The organism is Streptomyces sp. NPDC005898 (assembly GCF_040629635.1).
In the GTDB taxonomy this organism is placed as follows: Bacteria; Actinomycetota; Actinomycetes; order Streptomycetales; family Streptomycetaceae; genus Streptomyces.
This window is the reverse complement of record NZ_JBEXWC010000043.1, coordinates 1-23,530: the sequence shown is the minus strand read 5'-3', so window position 1 is coordinate 23,530 and position 23,530 is coordinate 1. Positions and strand designations below refer to the sequence as shown.

18 protein-coding genes and 1 pseudogene are annotated in these 23,530 nt (G+C 72.8%); 11 read left to right on the top strand and 8 right to left on the bottom strand.

The genetic code is table 11. From position 1 onward, the window contains the following. Positions 1-157: 157 nt before the first annotated feature. Entirely contained in the window at positions 158-1,561 is a 1,404-nt protein-coding gene (locus ABZ385_RS32395) for a cation:dicarboxylase symporter family transporter (RefSeq protein ID WP_358589026.1), read from the top strand. Positions 1,562-1,636: 75 nt separating this feature from the next. Here ABZ385_RS32395 and ABZ385_RS32390 read toward each other — a convergent pair whose 3' ends face one another. Next, positions 1,637-2,038: a hypothetical protein gene (locus tag ABZ385_RS32390; protein ID WP_358587960.1), complete on the bottom strand. Its 402-nt coding sequence runs from the start codon at positions 2,036-2,038 to the stop codon at positions 1,637-1,639. A gap of 246 nt (positions 2,039-2,284) precedes the next feature. Continuing rightward, complete coding sequence (locus ABZ385_RS32385) at positions 2,285-2,875, bottom strand: TetR/AcrR family transcriptional regulator (protein WP_358587958.1); 591 nt, start codon at positions 2,873-2,875, stop codon at positions 2,285-2,287. 172 nt (positions 2,876-3,047) lie between these two features. Here ABZ385_RS32385 and ABZ385_RS32380 point away from each other — a divergent pair, with 172 nt between their 5' ends. The 4 genes from ABZ385_RS32380 (at position 3,048) to ABZ385_RS32365 (ending at position 6,331) form a co-directional block, all read left to right on the top strand. Next, positions 3,048-4,727 (top strand): MFS transporter, encoded by a 1,680-nt coding sequence (locus ABZ385_RS32380; RefSeq protein ID WP_358914117.1) that lies wholly within the window; start codon positions 3,048-3,050, stop codon positions 4,725-4,727. 149 nt (positions 4,728-4,876) lie between these two features. Next, positions 4,877-5,116 carry a hypothetical protein gene (locus ABZ385_RS32375; RefSeq protein ID WP_358914116.1) on the top strand — a complete coding sequence of 80 codons (240 nt, stop codon included), beginning with the start codon at positions 4,877-4,879 and terminating at the stop codon, positions 5,114-5,116. Between the two features lie 2 nt (positions 5,117-5,118). Then, the gene (locus ABZ385_RS32370) at positions 5,119-5,622 is read left to right on the top strand and encodes a hypothetical protein (RefSeq protein ID WP_358914115.1); all 504 of its coding nucleotides are present in this window, start codon (positions 5,119-5,121) and stop codon (positions 5,620-5,622) included. Between the two features lie 100 nt (positions 5,623-5,722). Next, complete coding sequence (locus tag ABZ385_RS32365; protein WP_358699771.1) at positions 5,723-6,331, top strand: dihydrofolate reductase family protein; 609 nt, start codon at positions 5,723-5,725, stop codon at positions 6,329-6,331. 93 nt (positions 6,332-6,424) lie between these two features. On the opposite strand, the gene ABZ385_RS32360 is transcribed toward ABZ385_RS32365, so the two are convergent. Together ABZ385_RS32360 and ABZ385_RS32355 are read right to left on the bottom strand one after the other, a co-directional pair. After that, positions 6,425-9,283, bottom strand: a complete 2,859-nt coding sequence (locus tag ABZ385_RS32360; RefSeq protein ID WP_358914114.1) for a beta-L-arabinofuranosidase domain-containing protein — start codon at positions 9,281-9,283, stop codon at positions 6,425-6,427. Between the two features lie 196 nt (positions 9,284-9,479). Next, positions 9,480-10,442: pseudogene (locus ABZ385_RS32355) on the bottom strand (glycoside hydrolase family 16 protein); the annotation flags it as partial. A 187-nt stretch (positions 10,443-10,629) separates the two neighbouring features. Between ABZ385_RS32355 and ABZ385_RS32350 the strand changes: the two are divergent. Next, the gene (locus tag ABZ385_RS32350; RefSeq protein ID WP_358587945.1) at positions 10,630-11,256 is read left to right on the top strand and encodes a DsbA family protein; all 627 of its coding nucleotides are present in this window, start codon (positions 10,630-10,632) and stop codon (positions 11,254-11,256) included. 54 nt (positions 11,257-11,310) lie between these two features. On the opposite strand, the gene ABZ385_RS32345 is transcribed toward ABZ385_RS32350, so the two are convergent. Continuing rightward, the gene (locus tag ABZ385_RS32345; protein WP_358914113.1) at positions 11,311-13,629 is read right to left on the bottom strand and encodes an MMPL family transporter; all 2,319 of its coding nucleotides are present in this window, start codon (positions 13,627-13,629) and stop codon (positions 11,311-11,313) included. A gap of 214 nt (positions 13,630-13,843) precedes the next feature. Here ABZ385_RS32345 and ABZ385_RS32340 point away from each other — a divergent pair, with 214 nt between their 5' ends. From ABZ385_RS32340 to ABZ385_RS32320, 5 genes are all read left to right on the top strand, one after another. Further along, positions 13,844-15,115, top strand: coding sequence for a sensor histidine kinase (locus ABZ385_RS32340; RefSeq protein ID WP_358914112.1), 1,272 nt, complete (start codon positions 13,844-13,846; stop codon positions 15,113-15,115). 65 nt (positions 15,116-15,180) lie between these two features. Next, positions 15,181-15,864, top strand: coding sequence for a response regulator transcription factor (locus ABZ385_RS32335; RefSeq protein ID WP_358914123.1), 684 nt, complete (start codon positions 15,181-15,183; stop codon positions 15,862-15,864). A gap of 121 nt (positions 15,865-15,985) precedes the next feature. Beyond that, positions 15,986-16,378, top strand: coding sequence for a MerR family transcriptional regulator (locus ABZ385_RS32330; protein WP_358914111.1), 393 nt, complete (start codon positions 15,986-15,988; stop codon positions 16,376-16,378). 37 nt (positions 16,379-16,415) lie between these two features. Continuing rightward, the gene (gene trxA / locus ABZ385_RS32325) at positions 16,416-16,748 is read left to right on the top strand and encodes a thioredoxin (RefSeq protein ID WP_358587936.1); all 333 of its coding nucleotides are present in this window, start codon (positions 16,416-16,418) and stop codon (positions 16,746-16,748) included. A gap of 142 nt (positions 16,749-16,890) precedes the next feature. After that, complete coding sequence (locus ABZ385_RS32320) at positions 16,891-19,158, top strand: UvrD-helicase domain-containing protein (protein ID WP_358914110.1); 2,268 nt, start codon at positions 16,891-16,893, stop codon at positions 19,156-19,158. On the opposite strand, the gene glgB is transcribed toward ABZ385_RS32320, so the two are convergent. The 3 genes from glgB to ABZ385_RS32305 all read right to left on the bottom strand — a co-directional run. Continuing rightward, positions 19,115-21,292 carry a 1,4-alpha-glucan branching enzyme gene (glgB, locus tag ABZ385_RS32315; RefSeq protein ID WP_358914122.1) on the bottom strand — a complete coding sequence of 726 codons (2,178 nt, stop codon included), beginning with the start codon at positions 21,290-21,292 and terminating at the stop codon, positions 19,115-19,117. The two genes, ABZ385_RS32320 and glgB, sit on opposite strands and share 44 nt — an antisense overlap. A 350-nt stretch (positions 21,293-21,642) precedes the next feature. Beyond that, positions 21,643-23,088, bottom strand: coding sequence for a maltokinase (locus tag ABZ385_RS32310; RefSeq protein WP_358590441.1), 1,446 nt, complete (start codon positions 23,086-23,088; stop codon positions 21,643-21,645). A gap of 118 nt (positions 23,089-23,206) precedes the next feature. Then, on the bottom strand, positions 23,207-23,530 hold a 324-nt coding region (locus tag ABZ385_RS32305), incomplete at its 5' end, for an alpha-glucosidase C-terminal domain-containing protein (RefSeq protein WP_358590444.1).

Sequence of the window (23,530 nt, the reverse complement as noted above, 5' to 3'; positions counted from 1 at the left end):
GTATAAGTGCGAACTAAATGAACGCAAGGGTGACCGCCCTCACCGGCCGGGAGATAGTCGCCGGGATCCCAGGACGTGAGCCGCACGCACTGCGGGCACCACAACGCCGACGTCGTCGTTCAAGGAGGGCCCCGTGACCAGCACGGCCGACCCGCACATGGCACCCCCCGCCCGGCGGGACCGCACGCACTACCTCTACATCGCCGTCATCGGCGCCGTGCTGCTCGGCATCGCCGTCGGCTTCATCTGGCCGGACTTCGCCAAGGAGCTGAAGCCGGTCGGCGCCGGCTTCGTGAACCTCATCAAGATGATGATCTCGCCGATCATCTTCTGCACGATCGTGCTCGGCGTCGGCTCGGTCCGCAAGGCCGCCAAGGTCGGCAAGGTGGGAGGGCTCGCGCTCGCGTACTTCCTCGCCATGTCGGTCGTGGCGCTCGCCATCGGCCTCGTCGTCGGCAACATCCTCCACCCGGGCTCGGGCATGGACCTCACCGAGTCCGAGAAGGGTGCCGGCCACAGCGCGGCCGACGAGGCGGACAAGGGCCTCGTCGACTTCGCGCTCGGCATCATCCCCAAGACGCTGGTGTCCGCCTTCACCCAGGGCGAGGTGCTCCAGACGCTGCTCGTCGCGCTGCTCGTGGGCTTCGCCCTGCAGGCCATGGGGCGCTCGGGCGCGCCGGTGCTGCGCGGCATCGAGCACATCCAGAAGCTGGTCTTTCGCGTGCTCGGCATGATCATGTGGGCCGCGCCCGTCGGCGCGTTCGGTGCGATGGCCGCCGTCGTCGGCGAGACCGGCGTGGACGCGCTGAAGGCGCTCGCCACGATCATGGTCGGGTTCTACGTCACCTGCGCCCTGTTCATCGTGCTCGTCCTCGGCACGCTGGTGCGCCTGGTGGCCGGGGTCAACCTCTTCAAGCTCCTGAAGTACCTGGGCCGCGAGTTCCTGCTGATCCTGTCGACCTCGTCCTCGGAGTCCGCGCTGCCGCGGCTCATCGCGAAGATGGAGCACCTCGGGGTCAGCCGTCCGGTCGTCGGCATCACCGTCCCGACCGGCTACTCCTTCAACCTCGACGGCACCATGATCTACCTGACCATGGCCTCCCTCTTCATCGCCGACGCTATGGACCAGCCGCTCGGCATCGGGGAGCAGATCTCGCTGCTGCTGTTCATGATGATCGCGTCCAAGGGCGCGGCGGGCGTGTCCGGTTCGGGCATCGCGGTCCTCGCGAGCGGCCTCCAGTCGCACAAGCCCGCCCTGGTCGACGGGGTGGGCCTGATCATCGGCGTCGACCGCTTCATGAGCGAGGCCCGCGCCCTCACCAACTTCGCGGGCAACGCGGTGGCCACGCTGCTGATCGGCACGTGGACCAAGGAGGTCGACAAGGAGCGGGTCACGGCCGTCCTCGCCGGGCAACTCCCCTTCGACGAGCGTACGTTGGTGGACGACGGCCACGATGGCCACCACGACTACGACGGCCACGACGGCCCCGACCCGCGCTCCCCGGAACCCGCGGCGCCGGAGCGGCGGAGCGAGGGCGGCAAGGAGCCGGCGACGGTGTGACCGGGGCGACCGCCCGCCGACGGGCCCGTCACGCGGGCTGCCGGCGGGCGGTGACGCGTGCCCCGGTGCGGGGAGCTAGCAGGCGTCCACGTACCAGACGGGGCCCCAGTCGCCGTACGCGTCCTTCGAGGGCGCACCCGGGGTGGTGTAGATGAGCTGCTTGGCCTTGTTGTACATCTTCGCCTTGGTGCCGGCGGACTGGTTGTTGTACCAGGAGCCGCCGCTGTTCAGCCCGTCGGGGATCTCCTGCATGTAGCAGTCCTTGAACTTGAACGCCAGGCGCTTGAAGTTCGCGTCCTTGTAGCCGCAGAAGTAGTACTTCGGACAGTCCGCCGGGGCGGCGGTCGCCTTGACCCGGCCCTGGTCGGCGGCGGGGGACGCCTGGGCCGCGCCCACCGCCGTCGTCAGGGCCATCAGGGCGCCCGCCGCCACGGCGGCGCGGCGCAGTCGGGTGCGGGTGGAGAAGAGACGAGACATGGGACCACTTCACCTTTCCGGTCATCGGCACTTCCGCGGAAGCCGCGGTGTGTGTGCCGAGACGCTATGGCGAAGGGGCCGGCCGGGTCGTCCCGCAGCGGGTTGATGTACCTGTGCAACCCACGTATCAGCCGGGCCGGTTGTACAACGAGAGCGGTACGCGGGCTCCACCGGCAGGAGTCCGCGACCGGGCCCGGGACGGGGCTCGGAGGGCGGACTCACCGGCGACGGGAACCGCGGCGCGGCCTACGGCAGACGCGCGATGATCTCCCGCGCGCGCTCCACCGGGACGCCCGCCGAGAGCAGGGCCGTCGACGCGGCGGCCCGGCCCGCGTCCCCGGGGTCGAGGAGGCCGTCGTTGACGGCCTCCATCAGGCCGAAGAGCTGCTGTTCGTGGACGTAGGCGAGGGCGGCGGGCGGCAGGGACGAGGTGAAGGAGCCGTCCGACAGGCCCGCCCGCAGGACGTTCACGCACTCCTTGCGCACCGGGGCGAGCCGCTGGCGGATGCCCTCCATCGCCACGCTGCGCTGGGCGAGGCCGACCAGCAGGCGGTAGCCGTCGGCGATCTCCCAGACGGCGACCATGGAGTGGGCGAGGGACGCGGCGGGGTCCTCCGACTGGGCCCGCCCGGAGGCGTGGGCGGCGGCGACCGCCTCGACGGCGCCGTCGAGGAGCGCGCCGACCAGGGCCTCCCGGCTGGGGAAGTGCCCGTACACGGTCCTGCGCACGACGCCTGCGGCGCGCGCGATCTGGTCCATGGACGCGTCCGGATCGCGGAGGAGTTCGGCGAGGGCGACCTCCAGGATGCGGCGGCGGTTGGCGTCGGCTCGGCTCATGGGCTCCATTTTGCACGCGGCCCGGCGACGGCGGACCCGCGGCCGTTTTGCACAGCTGTGTGCAATGGCGTAAATTGCACATGGGTGTGTAATTGCACAGTGCTGTGCAAGGTCACCGGAAAGCAAGAGACGCACAGCGGCAGGGAAGGGTGAGACTTCGGTGGCTCTAGTCATGAAGCAACCGGTCGAGGAGATGAAGGGGCCGTACGCGCGCCGCTGGTGGGCGCTGGGGGTGCTCTGCCTGAGCCTGCTGATCATCGTCATGGCGAACACGGCGCTGACCGTCGCCGCCCCCGACATGACCAAGGACCTCGGCCTCTCCAGCTCCGACCTCCAGTGGGTCATCGACGGCTACACCGTGCCGTACGCGGCGCTGATGCTGCTGCTCGGCGCCATCGGCGACAAGTACAGCCGGCGCGGGGCGCTCGTCCTCGGCCTCGTCGTCTTCGGCGGCGGAGCCGTCGCGGGCTCGCTCGTCGACAGCTCCGGCGGGGTCATCGCGGCCCGTGCCGTCATGGGGCTCGGCGCGGCCATGATCATGCCGGCCACCCTGTCGCTGCTCGCGGCGACCTTCCCCAAGGGGGAGCGGGCCAAGGCCATCGTGCTGTGGACCGCCACCGCCGGCCTCGCGATCGCCGCGGGTCCGCTGGTCGCGGGCGCGCTCCTGGAGGACCACGGCTGGTCCTCCACCTTCCTGATCAACGTGCCGGTGGCCGCCCTCGCCATCGTCGGCGCCTTCGTGCTCATCCCGCCGTCCAAGGCCGGGCACCACGACCGCATCGACTACGTCGGCGGTCTGCTCTCCGTCGTGTGGACCGGCGCGCTCGTCTACATGATCATCCAGGGACCGCACTTCGGCTGGGACGCCAAGGCGATCTCCGCGGCGGTCGTCGCGGGCGTGGGCCTGCTGGCCTTCGTCGCCTGGGAGCTGCGCCACCCGCACCCCATCCTGAACGTCCGCCGCTTCCTCGACCGCCGCTTCGCCGGCTCGAACCTCGCGGTGGCACTGTTCTTCCTCGCGGTCTTCGGCGCGTTCTACTACCTCACGCAGCACCTCCAGTTCGTGCTCGGCTACAACCCGCTGGAGACCGGCGTGCGCATGCTGCCGCTCGCCGGCGCGGTCTTCGTCGGCTCGGCGCTCACGGGCCTGTTGACCCCGCGCGTCGGCATGAAGATCACGGTGTCGGCGGGCATGGTCGCGGGCACGGTGGCGCTCGCGCTGCTCACCCGGGTCGACGCGACGTCCTCGTACGGGGACTTCGTGGCCCCGCTGATCGTCCTCGGCCTGGCCATCGGCCTCGCGCTCTCGCCCTGCACCGACGCGATCATGGGGGCGTTCCCGGAGGCCGAGCTGGGCGTCGGCGGCGCGGTCAACGACACCTCCCTGGAGCTGGGCGGCTCGCTCGGCATCGCCATCCTCGGCTCGGTGCTGGCCAGTTCGTACTCCGCCAAGCTGGAGGACGCGGCCGCCGCGTCCGGCACCAAGCTGCCCGTCGGCACGCTGGACACCGCCCAGGACTCGGTCGGCGCGGGCTACGCGGTCGCCCAGGGCATCGGCGACAAGGCGCACGCGACGGCGGAGCGGGCGGCCCACGCCGGCTCCCAGCAGCAGGCGGCCCAGCTCAAGGGGCAGGCCGAGCAACTGGCCCAGGGCGCGCACAAGATGGCCGACGCGGTCGGCTCCGCGTTCTCCGACGCGGTGGCGCACACCAGCATGGTCGGCGCGGTGATCCTCGGCGTCGGCACGGTCCTCGTGGCGGTGCTGCTGCCGCGCAAGGACCGGGACGCGCCGGCGCGGACCGACGAGGCGGCGGCCGAGCCCGCCACCGCCGGGGCGGGCGCGAAGAAGTAGCACCACCGCCGGCCGCTCGCCGGAGAAGGACACCGCCGCCGGGGCGGGGAGACACACCTCCCCGCCCCGGCGGCGTGTTCCATGACGCCCGAAGAGGGCTGTGGTCAGGAGTTATGCTGCGCCGCACGTACATGGGGAGGGGACGCGTCATGGGATTTCGCAGGCTGTTCGCGTGGGGGAGCAGGGACGGCGACCAGGAGCCGCCGGAGATCGACCGGAACGTCGTCGGCGCCCTCGTGTACGTGCGACGCGCGGCCCGCTCCACGTTCGAGTGGTCGAGGAAGCCCCCGTCGCGCACGTTCGCGGTCGCCCACCACGAGGTGGGCGAGGCCGACCTCACCGCCCGCGTACGCAAGGCACTCGACCAACTGGCCCTCCTGGACGGCTAGCCATGCCCTCCGGCACCCGGTGCCCGGCCTGCGCGCTGACCGACGGCACGGCTCCCCTCCCCGGCGGCACCCTGCTGCGCACGGCCCACTGGACCGTCGAACACTGCGTGGGACCGCTCGGGGTGGGGACCCTGGTGGTCAAACCGTTGCGGCACGTCACCGGCCTGCACGAGCTGACCGCCGGGGAAGCGGCGGAGTCCGGCCCGTTGCTGCGCCGCGTCGCGGGCGCGGCCCGGGCCTGCGCCGAGGACTGCGAGCAGGTGTACGTCTGCCTCTGGTCCCACGCCGGGCGCGTCCCGGGGCACCTCCACTTCGTCGTGCAGCCCGCCCGCACCGGTGACATCGACCGGCACGGCGGCGTGTGGGGGCCGGCCCTTCAAGCGGCGATGTTCCAGGCCGGGGAGCGGCCCGACCTCGACGCCGTGGAGGCGTTCTGTGCGCGGGTGCGAGGGGTCCTCGGGGGCTGGGCGGGATCTTCGTTCGAAGTCGTCGCTGAAATTCGTTGACACCACTCCGGGTGGAGTACTACGTTCTAACCACTTCAGTTGCAGTACAACGAATGCCGTGCTCACCTCGACCCGCCGCCACCGCGCCCCAGGAGCCCACTTGCGCAAGCTCGTCTACTTCATCGCCGTCAGCCTCGACGGATTCATCGCCGGGCCCGACGGGTCCGACCCCACCGGCCCCGACGGCTTCTGGCCCGTCAGCCAGGACTACGTCCAGCACCTCGCGCAGACGTACCCCGAGACCCTCCCCGCCCAGGCGAGGCAGGCGCTCGGCATCACCGCCGAGGGGGAGCACTTCGACACGATCCTCGAAGGCCGCAGGACGTACATGGTCGGCGTGGACGCCGGCTTCCCCGACTGCTACCCGCACCTGAAGCACTACGTCTTCACCCGCACCCTCACCGAGAGCCCCGACCCCGCCGTCGAACTCGTCGCCACCGACCCCGTCGCCAAGGTCCGCGAGCTCAAGCGCGAGGAGGGCAAGGACATCTGGCTGTGCGGCGGCGGCGAACTCGCCGGTGCGCTGCGCGGCGAGATCGACCGTCTGGTCGTCAAGCTGGCCCCGCTGACGCTGGGCTCGGGCACGCCGCTGTTCTCGGCGAAGACCGCCTTCGAGCCCACGCTGTACGAGCGCTCCGACACCGTCCTCCTCGACAGCGGCACCCTCTTCCTCACGTACGACAAGACCACCCCGGGCGAGACCGCCTAGCCGACGGAACCGGTCTCCGGCCGGCGCCCCTCTCCCGCCGCCGCCGCGAGCAGGACGTCGGCCGGCTCGTCGGGGGCGGAGAGCATCGGCGGACTAGGCGACGTAGGACGCTCTCTTCGCCGTGGCCACCGCCTTCTCCCCGTCCGCCGCGGTCAGCCTCCCGGCGGTCACCCAGGAGTCGACGGTGGCGCGGACGTGCCGGACGAGCGCCGTCTTGCTTCCGAAGGGTGCCGCCGACCAGACGGCGTCGAGGAGCGTCGTGCCGTCGGGTCCCTTCGGGTTGGCGACGCCCGAGTCGGTCCCGCCGAACACCACGTGGGGCTCGGTCCGCCGGAAGTAGGCGTGTGTCGGGTCCTCGGTGCCTTCGAGGAACGGTGCGAACTCCACGCCTTCCAGGGTGAGATGGAGCGGCTTCCCGGCGACCGGCGTGAAGGTCGGCAGCAGGTCCCCGGAGAGCGCGGCACCGCGGTAGAGGCCGAACCGGAGGTAGTCCTTGCCCCGGTCGCGGGCGACGAGGTTCACGGGGCCGTAGAACAGGGTCTGGATCTCCGGGGCGTCGGGGCACGCTTCCGTACGCAGCCGGAACGGGACGGTGACGCGCACGGTGTCGCCGTCGCGCCAGGTGCGCGACAGGGAGCGGTAGCCGCCCGCCGCCGTCGCGGTCGTCTTCGTCCTCCTGCCGTTGACGGACACGGCGAACCCGCCCGTCGCCCACGCGGGCACCCGCAGCCGCAGGTCGAAGGTGGCGGTGGCGCCCCGGACGGTGAGGGTGGTGCCCTGCTCCCGAGGGAAGTCGGTGCTCTGGGTGACGGTGACGCCCTTGGCCGCCCAGGTGAGCGTCGAGGGGCTGTAGAGGTTGACGTACAGGGCCGAGCCGTCGGCCTGCTGGAAGTAGATCGAGTCCTGGTACTTGGTGGCGCTCTCCAGGCCCGTGCCCTCGCAGCAGGTGGTGCCCTGCTTGGGCGTGTAGTCGCGCACTTGGCCGGGCGTCAGCCCGATGAAGTACGTGACCAGGGGCTTCTCGGCGTCGGCCGTGTCCTGCTTGGAGCCCAGGATCTGGTTGTACAGGGCCCGTTCGTAGTGGTCCATGTATGCCGGGTCCTGCTCGTGGAAGAACAGCGCGCGGTCCAGCTTCAGCAGGTTGTACGCGCAGCACGTCTCGGCGGTGGTGTCGCTCAGCGTGCCCGCGATGACGCCGCGCGCCTTCCAAAACTCCCCGGTGCTGGTACCGCCGATCCCGTACATCCGGGTCGGGACGACCATCTTCCAGAAGTTCCGCGCGGCGTCCAGGTAGCGCCGCTCGCCGGTCTCGTCGTACAGCCGCAGCAGGCCGGTGAAGACGGGGATGTGCTGGTTGGCGTGGAGCCCGTCGAGGGTGTCGGTGCCCGCCGCGCAGGCGTCGATGAGCCTGTCGAGGTCGAACAGGCGGGCCAGGGCGAGGTGGTGGCCCTCGCCGGTGACCGCGTGCAGATCGCAGATCGCCTCGACGATCCCGCCGAACTCCCCGCTGGAGAAGATGCCCCACATCCGCTGCCGGACGGCGTCGGGCAGCGGGGAGAGGCGCGCGTACATCCAGTCGCACAGGCCGGACGCGAGATCGAGGGCGCGCTCGTCGCCGACGTGGAGGTACGCGTCGAGCAGCCCGCGCAGGATCTTGTGGGCCGTGTAGTAGGGCGCCCACACCACGTGGTAGTCGGGGCCGGTCATCGACTCCAGGGTGATGAACTGCGTCTCGGGGTACGCCGCGAGGAACCCGGGATGGCTCGGGCCGTCCCAGGTGCGGCGCAGGGCGGCGGTCCGGTCGCGGCCGGACGCGTCGGCGAACCTGCCGCCGCCACTCTCGTCGAAGGCGTACGAGGCGAGGTCGCCGCGCCCGGCCGGGGTCCGGGCGGCGGGGGCGTCCTGGAGCGCGGCGATCTCGGCGGCGGTCAGCGCCCGCGACCAGAGGTCGACCGCGTCGAACGAGCCGGCGAACACGGGGTCGCCGGGGAAGTGGGACCGCCCGAGCCAGTGGTCCTTCAGGGGGCCGAGCGCCGCCGGACCGAGGGTCATCGCGGTGTTCTCGGCGACCTGCGCGCCGTCGACGTAGAGCCTGCCGGTGCCGCCGGTGAGCGTCACCGCGAGATGGCTCCACCGGCCCACGGGCAGGGGCGCGGTGCCGACGAGGGACTGCTCGCCGCCGGGGCCCCTGGTCGTGACGGCGAACCGGGGGACGCCCTCGGCGTCGCGGGCGGCCAGGTAGAGGTAGCGGGTGGTGTCGTCGCCGCAGTCGAGGACGCGGGCCCAGGCGGCGTCGTGCGCGGGCCTGACCCAGGCCGAGAAGGTGAGCGCCGGGCCACCGCCCAGCACCCCGGAGGGCAGGTCGACGTACTGGTGGGAGCCTCGGACATACGTCGGCGCCGTGCCGAACCTCCCCTCGCCGCGCAGGAGTTCGGGCTCCTCGCGCAGCGCCGCGCGGACCTCCATGAGTGCGCCGGTCATGTACCGCACCTTGTCGGCGTACGCCGCGTCGCCGGTGCCGGCGTAGGCCTGGGAGAGCATGGTCAGGAAGTGGCCGGTGTAGTGGCCGCGCAGATTGCCGTTCGCCTCGCCGTCGAGGCCTTCCCAGCCCCCGGGGGCCACGGCGCCGCGGGTGGAGAGTCCGGCGTTGGCGCGGAAGACCTGGAGCAGCCGGTCCACGTCGTAGCCCCGGCCGTGGTCGAGCATCAGGGCGCGCTTGGCGGTGAAGACGCCCTCGCGCAACGCCACGTCCTTGAGCGCGAAGGGCCGCACCACCCAGGCGGCGGGGGCGGCCGGCGCGACGCCCGACGCGACCTCCGGCGCTGCTCCCGGGGCGGCCGTGGCGCGGCCCGCGCCGAGGCAGGACAGGGCGGGCGCCGCCGCCGCGAGGGCCGCGGCACGCAGGACGGCACGTCGGGCGGGTGAGGACGCGGGGCGGGGAGAGGGCGCCATGGGGGTCTCATTCCTCGGCTGCGGATCGCGGTCACATACGTTCGAAATTTCGTACGTAGTTCGTATGATCGAGCAGACCGTAGGAGCGGGACGGGCATACGTCAATGCCGGGGACGGGTAAGGACGTTGTGGCCGGCCCGGGGGCGGCGCGCACCGCCCGCCACCCTCGGACCGTCCGTGGCGCCACGCGTTAGGGCCGCGTCCACACCGCCACGCGGTCGACCAGCATCGAGTGGCCCGGTTCCGTCGCGGGCGTCGGGGTCGCCCGGCCCGCGACGCCGTCCGGGAACCCGCCGCCCATCGCCACGTTCAGCAGGAGGAAGTAGCCCTGGTGCCCGGTCATGTCCTGCCAGGTCCGTGCCGAGAAGCGGTCCCGGCCGAGGGTGTGGTAGCGCTCGCCGTCGACATACCAGCGCAGTTGGTTCGGGGTCACGGAGCGGTCCCACTCGAAGCGGTACGTGTGGAAGCCGGACTGGCAACTCGTGCCCGGGCAAGGGCGGTTCGCGCCAAGGCCCTGCGTCTCATTGCAGTCCCCGCCCGGATTGACGCCGCAGTGCAGCACGCCCCACACGGAGTTGACGCCGTTCACGTTCTCCATGACGTCGAACTCACCGATGGAGGGCCAGTTCTGGTAGTTCCCGCGATAGGGCGAGCCCAGCGCCCAGAAAGCGGGCCAGTAGCCGAGCGCCTTGTCGCCGGAGACGTCCGGCATCCTGATGCGCGCCTCGATGGCCAGCGTGCCGCCCGCCGGCGCCTTGAAGTCGGAGCGCCGGGACTCGATCCGGGCGGACGTCCACTTGCCCGAGGCGTCACGGCGCGGGGTGATCCGCAGATTGCCCGTCCCGTCGGTGCTCAGATTGGCGGGGGAGCCCGTGTACTCCTGGATCTCGCCCGTGCCCCAACGGTCGGGACCGCCCGGGTAGTTGTGGCCGAGGTCGACCTGCCACCGGTCGGCGGCGGGCGCGGCGCCGGCCGGCCCGTTGAAGTCGTCGCTCCACTTCAGCGACCAGCGGGGAGCGGCGGAGGCCGCGTCACCGCGTGCCGTCCCGGGCAGGAGCAGCGCCCCGCACAGTCCGACGGCGGCCAGCACGGCCAGGAGGGGTGTCGGTCTGCGGCCGCGGTGGGCCGCCGAGGATCGCGGGGCGGGGGTCGTGCTCATCGGGCACCTCCGTGGGGGCGGGAGTGTGGCGGTGAGAGCGCTCTCAGAATGATGCTGCTGGTTTTGTAGTTGTGGACGGGCGGCGCGTCAATGGCCGCGGTGCGTCAACTTCCCGAAGGCGTAAGGGTTTCCATGGGTGCACGGCTTTCCGTGGGCGTCCGGTTTTCCGTGGGCGTACGGTGGACGGATGAGCGCCCTGGACGATCCGGCCCCGGCAGGGGTGAGCGTCGACTTCTGGTTCGACCCCGTCTGCCCGTACACCTGGATCACCTCGCGCTGGCTGCGCGAGGTGGAAGGGGTGCGGGACGTCTCCGTGCGGTGGCGGGTGATGAGCCTGGCCGTGCTGAACGAGGGCCGGGAGAGCGACCCGGAGGACCCCGAGGGGCGGTACGGGGAGTACCTGCGGGCGCACGGCCGGGTGTGCGCCGCGGTGCGCGAACAGCACGGCAACACCGCGCTCGGGCGGTACTTCGACGCCCTCGGACGGCACATCCACGAGCGGCGGGACTGGTCGGGCACAACGGCCGCGCTCGCCGAGGCGGGCCTGCCGGCCGCCCTGGCCGCCGCCGCGACGACGACGGAGTACGACGCGGCCGTACGGGCCTCGCACCAGGAGGGCATCGCCCTGGTGGGCGAGGACGTCGGCACCCCGGTGCTCGCCGTCGACGGCGTCGGGGCGCTGTTCGGTCCCGTCGTGTCACCGGCCCCCCGGGGCGAGGCGGCGGGCCGGCTGTGGGACGGCGTGGTGCTGATGGCGGGCGTGGAGAGCTTCTACGAGTTCAAACGGGACTACGGGCGGCCGGACTTCACCTGACGACCACCGGCGCTGGCCGCGCGGACGGTCCTCCGCGATGCCTCGGGTCGGCGGTCATCGGGTCGGCCGGTGCTCCGGCCGGCTGGGGGCAGCCGCGTACGGCGGGTGCGGCGGGTGCTGCTGGTACGGCGGATACGGCTGGTGGCGCTGCTCCGGGGTGTGCGGCCCAGCCGTGACGCGGGGCTCGTCCGGTGCGTACGGCGCGTACGGCTCGTACGGCTCCTCCGGGGTGTGGCGGTGGTCCGGCGTCCGTCCCGACCTGCGCGGCCACCACAGACCGCGGCCCAGCATCGCGGCCAGGGCCGGCACCAGCACGAGGGAGAGCACGAGCGCGGACAGGAGGATGCCGAGCCCGGTGGCGAAGCCGATCTCCCGGGTCGCGGGGCTCGCCGCCAGGGCGGCGAAGGAACCGGCCAGCACGAGGCCGGCCGTGGCGATGGCGGGCGCGGTGTGCCGTACCGCTTCGGCCACCGCGCGCCGGGCCGGCACCGGCTTGCGCATCTCCTCCCTGATCCGGTCGGTGATCAGGATGTTGTAGTCCGTGCCCAGGGCGACGACGAAGAGGAAGAGCACCAGGGGCAGCGTGAACGAGACACCCGGCCGGTCGAGTCCGTGCTGGAAGAGCAGCGTGCTCGCGCCGAGCGTGGCCAGGAACCCGAGCCCCACGGCGATCATCAGCACGACGGGGGCGAGCAGCGAGCGCAGCAGCAGGAAGAGGATCACCGCGATGAGCAGGGCCGCGACCGGGAACACCAGGCGCAGGTCCTTCTCCACGGCCGTCGAGATGTCGGCGAAGACCGCGGCCGTGCCCGTGACGTAGGCCTCGGTGCCCTTGGGGGCGGTCCGCGCGGCCGTCTCCCTGATGGGCCCCGAGACCAGGTCGCGCGCCTGCTGCGAATCGGAGCCGACACTCAGGAAGAGGTCGACCCGCGCGGCCGTGCGGTCCTTGTTGAGCACCGGCTCACCCACCTCGCCGACACCGTTCGCCTCGGCCAGGGAGCGGGTCATGCCGGTGAGCGAACTCCCCTTGATCTCCGTCCCGTTCGTGCTGCGCACGTACACGCTGTGCGGGTCGGACACGCCGGCGGGCAGGCTGCGGGAGATCCGCTCGGCGGTCCGGACGGCGGCGGTCTCGTGCCCGCCCTGCTGGTCGTAGCTCATCTTCATGCCGAGCGCGCCCGCGCCCAGCGCGCCGAGCAGCACCAGGGCGCCGAGGGCGTACCGCAGCGGCCGGCTGCTCACCGCGTGCCCCAGGCGCGCGGCGAGGCCGCCGGCGCGCTCCTTCTTCCAGGCGCGGGCGGGCCAGAACATGCCGCGCCCCAGTACGGCGAGGAGCGCGGGCATGAGCGTGAGGCCGGCGAGGAGCATCACGAGCACGGAGACGGCGATCGCCGGGCCGAGGACCCGGAACTGCCCGAAGGAGGCCAGCCCCAGGGTCGCGAAGGCCGCCACGATCGTCAGCGCCGCCGACGTGATCGCGCCGCCCACCCGCCCGGTCGTCTCGGCGACGGCCGTGCGGGCGTCCTGCCCGGGGTGCTCCCGCAGCTGTTCCCGGAAGCGGAACATGAGGAAGAGGAAGTAGTCGATGCCGATGCCGATGAGTACGACGCCGATCAGCGAAGGCGTCGACGCGTCGAGGCCGATGCCGAAGAGCTTCGCCGCGCCGACCACGGCGCCCGAGGCGACCCCGCCGATCAGCGCCACCGCGATCAGCGGCACGAACGCGGCCGCGGGGGAGCGGAACACCAGCACGTTCAGGAGGACGATGAAGCCCATCGTCAGGCCGGAGACGATCTTCGCCGTGTCCTCCTCGGCCTCCGTGTCGTCCACGACGGAGGCGATGCCGCCGGTGAACCCCGCCCGCAGATCCGCGTCGGCGAACGCGTCCTTCGCGGCGTCGCGGAACCCCTTGTAGACGCCCTGCACCCCCGGGTCCTGTGGATTTCCGTCGAGGGAAACGGTGAGGAGCCGGAAACTCCTGTCGGGGGCCACGGCCCCCGCCGTGACGCGCGGGGTCTGGGAGTGGTCCTTCATCAGCGGTTCGGGCTTCGCCGCCACGATCCGCTCCCGGCCCAGAGCGGCGGCGGTGTCCGCGATGCGCCGCTGGTCGCCCGCCGTGAGCCGTGCGCCGTCGGGCCTGGCGACGAGCACGGTCAGGGCGTTGGGGTCGGGTCGCGCGCCGAATTCCTCCTCGGCGACACGGAGGGCCACGGCCGAGTCGTACGTCTTCGGCAGGAAGTCCCCGGCCCGGGAGTCGGTGACGTCGTACATCATCGCGTTCCCCACGAACGACAGTGCCGTTCCGAGAATCGTCCAGACGACGATGGTCATCCAGCGGTGCCGGACGGAGAAGGAGGTGAGCTTGCGGATCATGCCAAAAGGTCATCACGCGGCGCCCCTTGGGGGCGTCGGCCGCCGGAAGGGGACGCACCCGTGACCGTGGTCCGGTGTCCCGCCGCGGGCAGTACTCCGGTACTGGGGGAAAGAACGGCCACCGCGCCGAATCCGGGTGCCGTCGGGCGGGGTGTAATGGTGCGCGGGGACGGGACATCGCGGCCCGACGGAATCTCGACCTGGAGGCGGCCGGATGGCCCGTGACTTCTTCCCGCCGGTACCGCCCACGCGCGGGGTGCGGCCGACGCCGGGGGACGCGGTGGTCGCCGTCCTCGCCGTGGCGCTCGACCTGCTGGCCTACTTCGCCCCCGGCGAGGAGTCCACGGGGGCACCGGTCACCGTGCTCGGCGTCCTGCTGGTCACCGTCGCCCTGGTTCCGCTGCTCTTCCGGCGCCACCACCCCGGGCGGGCGTTCGGCGCCGTCCTCGCGGTGCAGCTGGCAGGCAACCTGGGGCTCGTCGTCGACCCGGGCGAGCCGATGTCGAACACGTACGGCGCGGCCGTCACCGTCGGGCTCTACACCGTGGCCAGGTACAGCGGGCGGCGGGCCGTGGCGCTGGGGGTCGTGGCCACCGCGCCGGTGCAGCTCGCGCGGTACTGGCACCAGGACGTGGGCTCCATCGGCATGGGCGTCACCGACGTCCTGGTGACGCCCTGCCTCCTCGTCGCCGTCGGCCTGGCCGTACGGCAGTGGCAGTGGCAGCTCGACATCAACCGCAAGCTGCTCGCCGACCGCGCGGTGACCGAGGAGCGCCGCCGCATCGCGCGGGAGCTGCACGACATCGTGGCCCACCACATCACCACCATGTACCTGATGTCCGGCGGGGCCAGGTCGACCCTGGACCGCGACCCCGAGACGGCCCGCGAGGCGCTGGTGACGCTGGAGGAGTCCGGCCGCACGGCGCTGCGCGAGATGCGGCAGCTCCTCGGGGTGCTGCGCAGCACCGACACCCTGGAGGAGGCGCCGTCGGAACCCCAGCCCGGGGTGGACGGCATCGAACGGCTCGTCGCCGCCTCGCGGGCGGCGGGCCTGCCGGCCGAACTCCATGTCACCGGGCGGCCGCGCGCGCTGCCGATGTCCGTGGGGCTCACCCTCTACCGCGTCGTGCAGGAGGCGCTGACCAACGCCCGCAAGCACGCGGGGCCCGCCCGCGCCACCGTGCGGCTCGCCTACCTCCGGGACCGCGTCACCGTGGAGGTGACGGACGACGGCACCGGGTCCGGCCGGGCCCCCGGCGCGGGGGTCGAGGGCAGCGGATACGGTCTCCTCGGCATGCGGGAACGCATCGCCCTGCACGACGGTTCCCTACGCGTCGGCCGCCGCGCGGAAGGCGGCTTCGAGGTCTCCGCGAGCGTGCCACTGACCACCGACGCGAACGGGGCCGACCCGACCGCGTTCGGCCCGAACGGGGCCGACCCGAACACAGACGTGACCGACACACGCGAGAAGGGCAGGACGCCGTGACTCCACCCACCGAAGCCGTCCCGGGGGCCGAGCCGCAGCCGGGGTGGGGCGGGGCGTCCGGGCGGATCACCGTGCTCATCGCGGACGACCAGCCGCTCGTGCGCCGGGGCCTGTCGCTGATCCTGCGCTCGGACCCCGCCATCGAGGTCGTCGGCGAGGTGGGCGACGGCGAACAGGCCATCGCGGCGGCCCGAGAACTGCGCCCCGACGTCATCCTGATGGACATCCGCATGCCGGTCCTCGACGGCGTCCGGGCCACCGAGCACCTGGCCGCCGAACTGCCCCGGTGCCGGGTCCTCGCGCTCAGCACCTTCGACATGGACGAGCACGTGGTCAGCGCCCTGCGGGCCGGTGCGTCCGGGTTCCTGCCCAAGGACGTCTCCCCGGAGGAACTGGTGGCCGCGCTGCGCACCGTCCACCGCGGCGAGGCCGTCGTCGCCCCCCGGCTGCTGACCCGGCTGCTCGCCGCCTTCGTGACCCCGGCCCCGGCCCCGCACCCGCCGGCCGGGGACCTCTCCGGGCTCACCCCGCGCGAGGTCGAGGTGCTGCGGCTGATCGCCGTAGGCCTCGACAACGCCGAGATAGCGCGGCGCATGGCGATCGGCGTCCAGACCGTGAAGAACCACGCCACCGGCCTCTTCGCCAAGCTCGGTGTCCGCGACCGCGCGCAGGCGGTCATCGCCGCGTACGAGTCGGGGCTGGTCCGGGCGGGCCGCAGCGACCAGGGCCGGCCCGACGGGCGGCGCTGACCACGGCGGTACGCGGGTACGTGGGTCCGGGCCGGGACCGCCGGGTTCCGGCCCGTGCCGCCGCTGATCCCGATGGCCCGGCCCTGGCCTTGACGCCCACGTCAAGGATTACCGTCGGGGCATGCGAATCGGCGAGCTCGCGGCGCGGGCGGGGACGACCACGCGGACGCTGCGCTACTACGAGTCGCGCGGGCTGCTTCCCGCGCGGCGCACCGGCAACGGCTACCGCACCTACGACGAGGACGACGTGCGGCTCCTGGAGCAGATCAGGACGCTCCAGGACTTCGGCTTCGACCTGGAGGAGACGCGGCCCTTCCTGGAGTGTCTGCGCTCGGGGCACCCCGAGGGCGACTCCTGCCCCGCCTCGCTCGCCGTGTACCGCCGCAAGCTCACCGAACTGGACGCACTGCTCGGGGAGTTGAACGCGGTGCGGGCGCAGGTCGGCGCGCAGCTGGCGCGCGCCGAGGCAGCGCTCGAAGGCGGCCTCGGGCCGCGCTGCGAGATGACGGGATGAACGGCACGCGGAGCGACAGGACGAGGGGTGTGGCGAAGTGAAGGCAGCAGGTGTGGCCGAGGTGACGGACGCGGACTTCGAGACGGAGGTGCTGCGGGAGGCGGACCGCCCCGTGCTCGTGGAGTTCACGGCGGACTGGTGCGGCCCGTGCCGGCAGCTGGCGCCGGTGCTCAGCGAACTGGCGCGGGAGGAGGCGGACCGGCTCAAGATCGTGCAGCTGGACGTGGACCGCAGCCCGCGGGCCGCGATCACCTACCAGGTGCTCGCCGCACCGACGATGATCGTCTTCCGGGACGGTGAGCCCGTGCAGCAGCTGGTGGGCGCGCGGGCCAAGCGCAAGCTCCTGGCGGAACTGTCCGACGTGCTCTGAGGCACAAGAGAAATGCCCCGGACGAATTGACGTCCGGGGCATTTCTCTGCGTATATTGGACTCTTTCGCGAAGCTCCGGCCATTTGGGCGCGACACTTCACGAAAAGCTTTATACGAGCACTGTAACGGGCAAGGGGCTGAATTGTCAACCGAGGAATTGCGGGAAGAGCAGCAATTCGTCTCCGGGCTGTACGCGCGCCTGGACGCGCTGCGCGCGGAGGCCGAGGAGGCCGTGCGGGCCTCGTTGTCGCAGGTCGGCAACGGTCTCCAGGCGCGTCTGGAACGTGACGTCCTGGTGGCGGAGCAGTCCGGACTGCTCGCCGCCTTCGACACGGGGGAGAACGGCCTGTGCTTCGGCAGACTCGAATTCCGCGACGGCCGCGACCACCACATCGGACGCATCGGAATCCGTGACGCCGACCCCGAGCGCACACCGCTGGTGATCGACTGGCGTGCCGATGTCGCCCGCCCCTTCTATCTCGCGACGGGCCACACGCCGATGGGCCTGCGGCGCCGCAGGCACATCACCACCAAGGGGCGCGAGGTGACCGCGCTGCACGACGAGATCCTCGACCTCGGCGACACGACCCGCACCGGGCACGAGGGCGCCGACGCCGACGAGGTGCTGCTCGCCGCGCTCGACTCGGCGCGCACGGGCCGCATGCACGACATCGTGCAGACCATCCAGGCCGAACAGGACCGCATCATCCGCGCCCCGCACCGCGGTGTCCTCGTGGTCGAGGGCGGCCCGGGCACCGGCAAGACCGTCGTGGCGCTGCACCGGGCCGCGTACCTGCTGTACGCCCACCGCGAGCTGCTCGCCAAGCGGGCCGTCCTGATCGTCGGCCCCAACCCCGCCTTCCTCGGCTACATCGGCGAGGTCCTGCCCGCGCTCGGCGAGACGGGCGTCCTGCTCTCCACGGTCGGCGAGCTGTTCCCCGGCGTGCGGGCCACCGGCACCGACACACCGGAGGCGGCCGAGGTGAAGGGCCGCGCGGAGATGGCGGAGGTGCTCGCCGGCGCCGTACGCGACCGGCAGCAGACCCCCGAACCGGGCGCGGCGATGGTCATCCGGCACGACGACGGCGACCTGATCCTGGACTGGACGATCGCCGACCAGGCGCGCGAGGCGGCCCGCGCCGCGGACGTGCCGCACAACCTCGGCCGCCCGCACTTCGCGTTCCGGATCATCGACGCGCTCACCGCGCAGCTCGCCGAGCGCATCGGCCACGACCCCTACGGCGGGCCGAACTTCCTGGGCCCCGACGACATCGCCCAGCTCGGCAAGGCCATCGCGGCCAGCGCCGAAGTGCACGCCGCCATCGAGGAGTTGTGGCCCACCCTGACCCCGCAGGGCTTCGTCGCCGACTTCCTGGAGGAGCCGACGGGGCTGAGCGAGCAGGACGCGAAGGCGATCCGCCGGCCCCACGACGCGCCCTGGACGCCCGCCGACATCCCGCTGCTCGACGAGGCGGCGGAGCTGCTCGGACACGACGACAGCGCCGAGCGGGCGGCCGCCGAGGCCGAGCGCGCCCAGCAGATCGCGTACGCCCAGGGCGTCCTCGACGTGTCGCGGGCCTCGCGCACCCACGAGTTCGAGGACAAGGACGAGGAGGACGCCGAGGTCCTGCTCGCCCACAACATCATCGACGCCGAGCGGATGGCCGAACGGCACGAGGAGGCCGACCACCGCAGCGCCGCCGAGCGCGCGGCGGCCGACCGCACCTGGGCCTTCGGGCACATCATCGTCGACGAGGCGCAGGAACTGTCCGCGATGGCCTGGCGGCTGCTCATGCGCCGCTGCCCGACCCGCTCCATGACCCTGGTGGGCGACCCCGCGCAGACCGCGGAGGCCGGCGGCTGCGGCTCGTGGGAGGCCATCTTGCGGCCGTACGTCCAAGACCGCTGGGAGTACACCCGCCTCGGCGTCAACTACCGCACCCCGGTGGAGATCATGGAGGTGGCCGCCGAGGTGCCGCGCGCCGCGGGCGACGTCGACTTCCGGCCGCCCAGCTCGGTGCGCTCCACCGGCGTACGCCCCTGGGCGCACCGCGCCGACGACCTCCCCGGCGCCGTGGCGGACGCGGTCGCGGCCGAGGCCGGAAAGGAGGGCCGCCTCGCGGTGATCGCCCCGCGCGAACTCCACCCGCGGCTCGCCCCGCGCCTGCCCGGCGTGACGGCCGGCGAGAGCCCCGACCTGTCGCGGCCGGTCGTCCTGCTCGACCCGCGGCAGGCCAAGGGCCTGGAGTTCGACACGGTCCTGGTCGTCGAACCGTCGCGCTACGGCGCCAGCGACCTGTACGTGGCCCTGACCCGGGCCACGCAGCGCCTCGGCGTGCTCCACGCCGAGGCGCTGCCCGCCGCGCTCAAGCAGGTCGCAGCCACACCGTGGCCAGCGGCGGCAGGGTGAGGCGCAGCGAGGCGGGACGCCCGTGCGAGGCCACCGGTTCCGGCTTCAGCGGGTCGGGGTGGGTGACGCCGCTGCCGCCGTAGCGGGCGTCGTCCGTGTTCAGGATCTCCTGCCAGGCCGGGAACTCGTCGGGCACGCCCAGGCGGTAGGCGTGCCGCACGACCGGTGAGAAGTGGGAGACGGCGAGCAGCGGGACCCCCTGGGCGTCGTGGCGCAGGAAGGCGAAGACGTTGTCCTCGGCGGCGTCGCCCTCGATCCAGGCGAAGCCGCCGGGGTCGGTGTCGCGCTGCCACAGGGCGCCCTCGCGGCGGTAGACCGTGTTGAGGTCGCGCACGAGGTCCCGTACGCCCCGGTGGTCGGGCTCCGCGCCGTAGGCCGGGTCGAGCAGCCACCAGTCGGGGCCGTGAGCCTCGGACCACTCGGCGCCCTGGGCGAACTCCTGGCCCATGAAGAGGAGTTGCTTGCCGGGGTGGGCCCACATGAAGGCCAGGTAGGCGCGGTGGGTGGCGCGCTGCTGCCACCAGTCGCCGGGCATCTTGGAGACCAGCGACCGCTTGCCGTGCACCACTTCGTCGTGGGAGATGGGCAGGACGTAGTTCTCGCTGTAGGCGTACACCATCGAGAACGTCATGTCGTGGTGGTGGTGCTTGCGGTGCACCGGCTCCTTCGAGACGTAGCCGAGGGAGTCGTGCATCCACCCCATGTTCCACTTCAGCCCGAAGCCGAGCCCCCCGAACCCGCCGGGTCCCTGGTGATGGGTGGCGCGCGTGACGCCGTCCCAGGCCGTGGACTCCTCGGCGATGGTGACGACGCCGGGATTGCGGCGGTAGACGGTGGCGTTCATCTCCTGGAGGAAGGCGACCGCGTCGAGATTCTCGCGGCCTCCGTGGACGTTCGGCGTCCACTGGCCGTGCTCGCGGGAGTAGTCGAGGTAGAGCATCGAGGCGACGGCGTCGACGCGCAGCCCGTCGATGTGGAACTCCTCGCACCAGTAAGTGGCGTTCGCCACCAGGAAGTTGCGCACCTCCTTGCGGCCGTAGTCGAACTCCAGGGTGCCCCAGTCGGGGTGGGCGGCGCGGGCGGGGTCCTCGTGCTCGTACAGGGGCCGCCCGTCGAACTCGGCGAGCGCCCAGTCGTCGCGCGGGAAGTGCGCGGGCACCCAGTCCATCAGGACGCCGATCCCGGCCCGGTGCAACGCGTCCACCAGGTACTTGAAGTCGTCCGGGGTGCCGAGCCGGGACGTCGGCGCGTAGAAGCCGGTGACCTGGTACCCCCAGGAGCCGCCGAAGGGGTGCTCGGCGACGGGCATCAACTCCACGTGGGTGAAGCCGAGATCGGCCACATAGGCGGGCAGCTGCTCGGCGAGCCGGCGGTAGGTCAGGCCAGGGCGCCAGGAGCCCAGATGCACCTCGTACACGGAGAACGGCGCCTCATGCGCCGGGCGCTCCGCCCTGCGCGCCAACCACTCCTCGTCGTGCCACTCGTGGTGCGAGGCGTGGACGACGGAGGAGTTCGCGGGCGGGGTCTCCGTGTGGCGGGCCAGTGGGTCGGCGCGCAGCGTCTTCGAACCGTCGGGCCTGGTGATCTCGAACTTGTACGGCTCGCCCTCGCCGACCCCGGGCGCGAACAGCTCCCAGACGCCGGTCCCGCCGAGCGAACGCATCGGGAAGCCGGTGCCGTCCCAGAAGTTGAAGCCGCCGACGACCCGTACGCCCCGCGCGTTGGGCGCCCACACGGCGAAGCGGGTGCCGCTCACGCCCTGGTGGACCATCGGCCGGGCGCCGAGGGCCTCCCACAGCCGCTCGTGCCGCCCCTCACCGATCAGATGCAGGTCGAAGTCGCCGAGCGAGGGCAGGAGGCGGTACGCGTCGTGGATCTCCAGCTCCCCCTCCTCGTACGTGACGCGCAGCCGGTAGTCCTCGGGGGCGGCCGCAAGGGGCAGCACGGCGGAGAAGAACCCGTCGCCGTCGTCGCGCAGCTCGGCGCGCAGGTCCTCGGAGACCACGGCGACCGCCCTGGCGTAGGGCCGCAGGGCCCGGAAGGCCGTGCCGCCGGGCACGGGATGGGCGCCGAGGACGCCGTGCGGGTCGTGGTGGGTGCCGGCCAGGAGACGGGCGCGGTCCTCGTCCGGCACGGGGGACGCGGCGACGGCGGTGACCGGGCGGGCCCCCGCCTTCCGCGGCGCCCGCGGGGTCTTGGACGCCTGCGCGGTCTTGGCGGTCTTCGCGGTCTTGGTCGCCTTCGCGGCCTTGGTCGTCTTGGCCGGCTTCCGGCTCGGGTCGCTCTTCTGGCGCGTGCCGCTCGTCGCCTTCTTCTGGGCCGGGGTCCTCGCCGTCGCCTTCCGCGTTCCCTTCGGGGCGGTCGTCCGCTCGGCGGGGTCCGGTTCCGGGCTGCGGGGCGGGGGCGGGGCGGGAGCTGCGGCGTCGGCGGACGGTTTGCGGGAGCGGGGGGTCACGGGAGGAGCCTCCTGACGGAAGGGGGTGGTCAGTGCGCGGCGTCGGTGGGTCCGTCCCCGGCGAGCCGGCGGGCCGCGGCCAGCGGGACGGGGAGCCAGTCGGGGCGGTGCCGGGCCTCGTAGAGGACTTCGTAGACCGCCTTGTCCGTCTCGTGGGCGCGCAGCAGCACCGGGTCCGTACGGGGATCGCGGCCCGCGACCTCCGCGTACCCGACGCAGAACGCGGCCCGGCAGTCCGCGGCCCACCGCGCGGCCCACGGCTCGCGCGAGCAGGCCGCGTAGTCGAAGGAGCGGAGCATGCCGGCGACGTCGCGGGCCGTGGGCTGCGGCATGCGGCGCTCGGCGAGCGGGCGCGCGGGCTCGCCCTCGAAGTCGATGAGCGACCAGTGGCCGGCGGGGGAGCGCAGGCACTGCCCCAGGTGCAGATCGCCGTGGACGCGCTGGGCGGTCCACGACTGGCCCTCGCCGCCGAGGTCGGCGAGCGCCTTGTAGGCGGTGAGCAGCCCGGGAGCGTACGGCCGCAGCGCGGGCACCGCCTGCGCGGCCGCAGTCAGGCGCTGCGCCATGCCGTCGGCGATCGCCTCCACCTGGGCCCGGCCCAGGGTGACGGTCGGCAGCGCGGTGGCGAGCGCCGCGTGCACCTCCGCCGTGGCCCGGCCGATGGCCCGGGCCTCGCCGACGAACTCCTCGCCCTTGGCGAGCATGCGCAGGGCCAGCTCCCAGCCGTCCTCGGCGGCGGCGAGATAGGGCTGGAGCACCCCGAGCCCGCAGGCCTCGCCGGCCGCCGCGCCCGCGCCGGACGCCAGGTCGGCGAGGAACCACGCGGCGGGCGGGGGCACCCGCTCGCAGCCCTGCCGGGCGAGGTGCAGCGGCAGCTCCAGATCGGGGTTGACGCCGGGCACGACGCGACGGAACAGCTTCAGGATAAACGTATCGCCGTATATGACCGAGGAGTTGGACTGCTCGGCGGCGAGCAGGCGCGGGGCCAGGCCGGAGGCTATCTCGGTGGCCAGGTCGCGTTCGAAGCGGAGCACGCCGTGCCGGCCGGGTATCCGCAGCCGCTCCAGGAGCAGCGCCGCGAGATGCGGGTCGTGCAGCGCCTCGTACACCGTCCGGCCCGCCAGGGGCCCGTCGGTGACGTGCCCGATGAGGGCCTGGGCCAGCTGCGGCGGCAGGGCGTCGCGTACGCCGATCAGCAGCTGGTAGCAGTCACCGGGCCGTCCGCCCGCCGCGCCGGAGGGGGTGACGTCCTGCGGGGGGACGAGGGGTTGGCGCACCCGCAGGAGCACGTGCAGCAGCCGGGCCGGTGAGCTGTGCGGCAGCAGCTCGGTGACCGCGACCGGCTCGAAGTCGCTGATGGGGCGGCCTTTTCCGGCGAACCACCGCTGTCGCGGCAGCCATTCGCGCAGCAGTGGGTCGAGCGAGGCGAGCAGCGCGGTGGCGTGCGCGGTGGGGCGGGTGGCGGCTTCCGACATGGCGTCGCGTCCTTTCCGCGAGGCGGACAAGGCAGGGTGCGGGGGTGCCGGTCGTGCGTAGGGGTGCCCAGGGCGGGGCGGGGGAAACCGCCCCGCGCGGGCGTGGCGCCGCCCGGGCCTACGACGGTTCCTGGCGCAGCCGGAACCAGTAGAAGCCGTGCCCGGCCAGGGTGAGGAGGTAGGGGAGATCGCCGATGGCCGGGAAACGCACCCCGCCGATCAGCTCCACCGGGTGGCGTCCGTTGAAGGCTTGTAGATCCAACTCCGTGGGCTGGGCGAAACGCGAGAAGTTGTGCACGCACAGCACGAGGTCGTCGCCCTCTTCCCGCGTCGCGGGCGCTTCGCGCAGGAAGGCGAGGACGGCGGGGTTGGAGGAGGGGAGTTCGGTGTAGGTGCCCAGGCCGAAGGCGGGGTTCTGTTTGCGGATCTCGATCATCCTGCG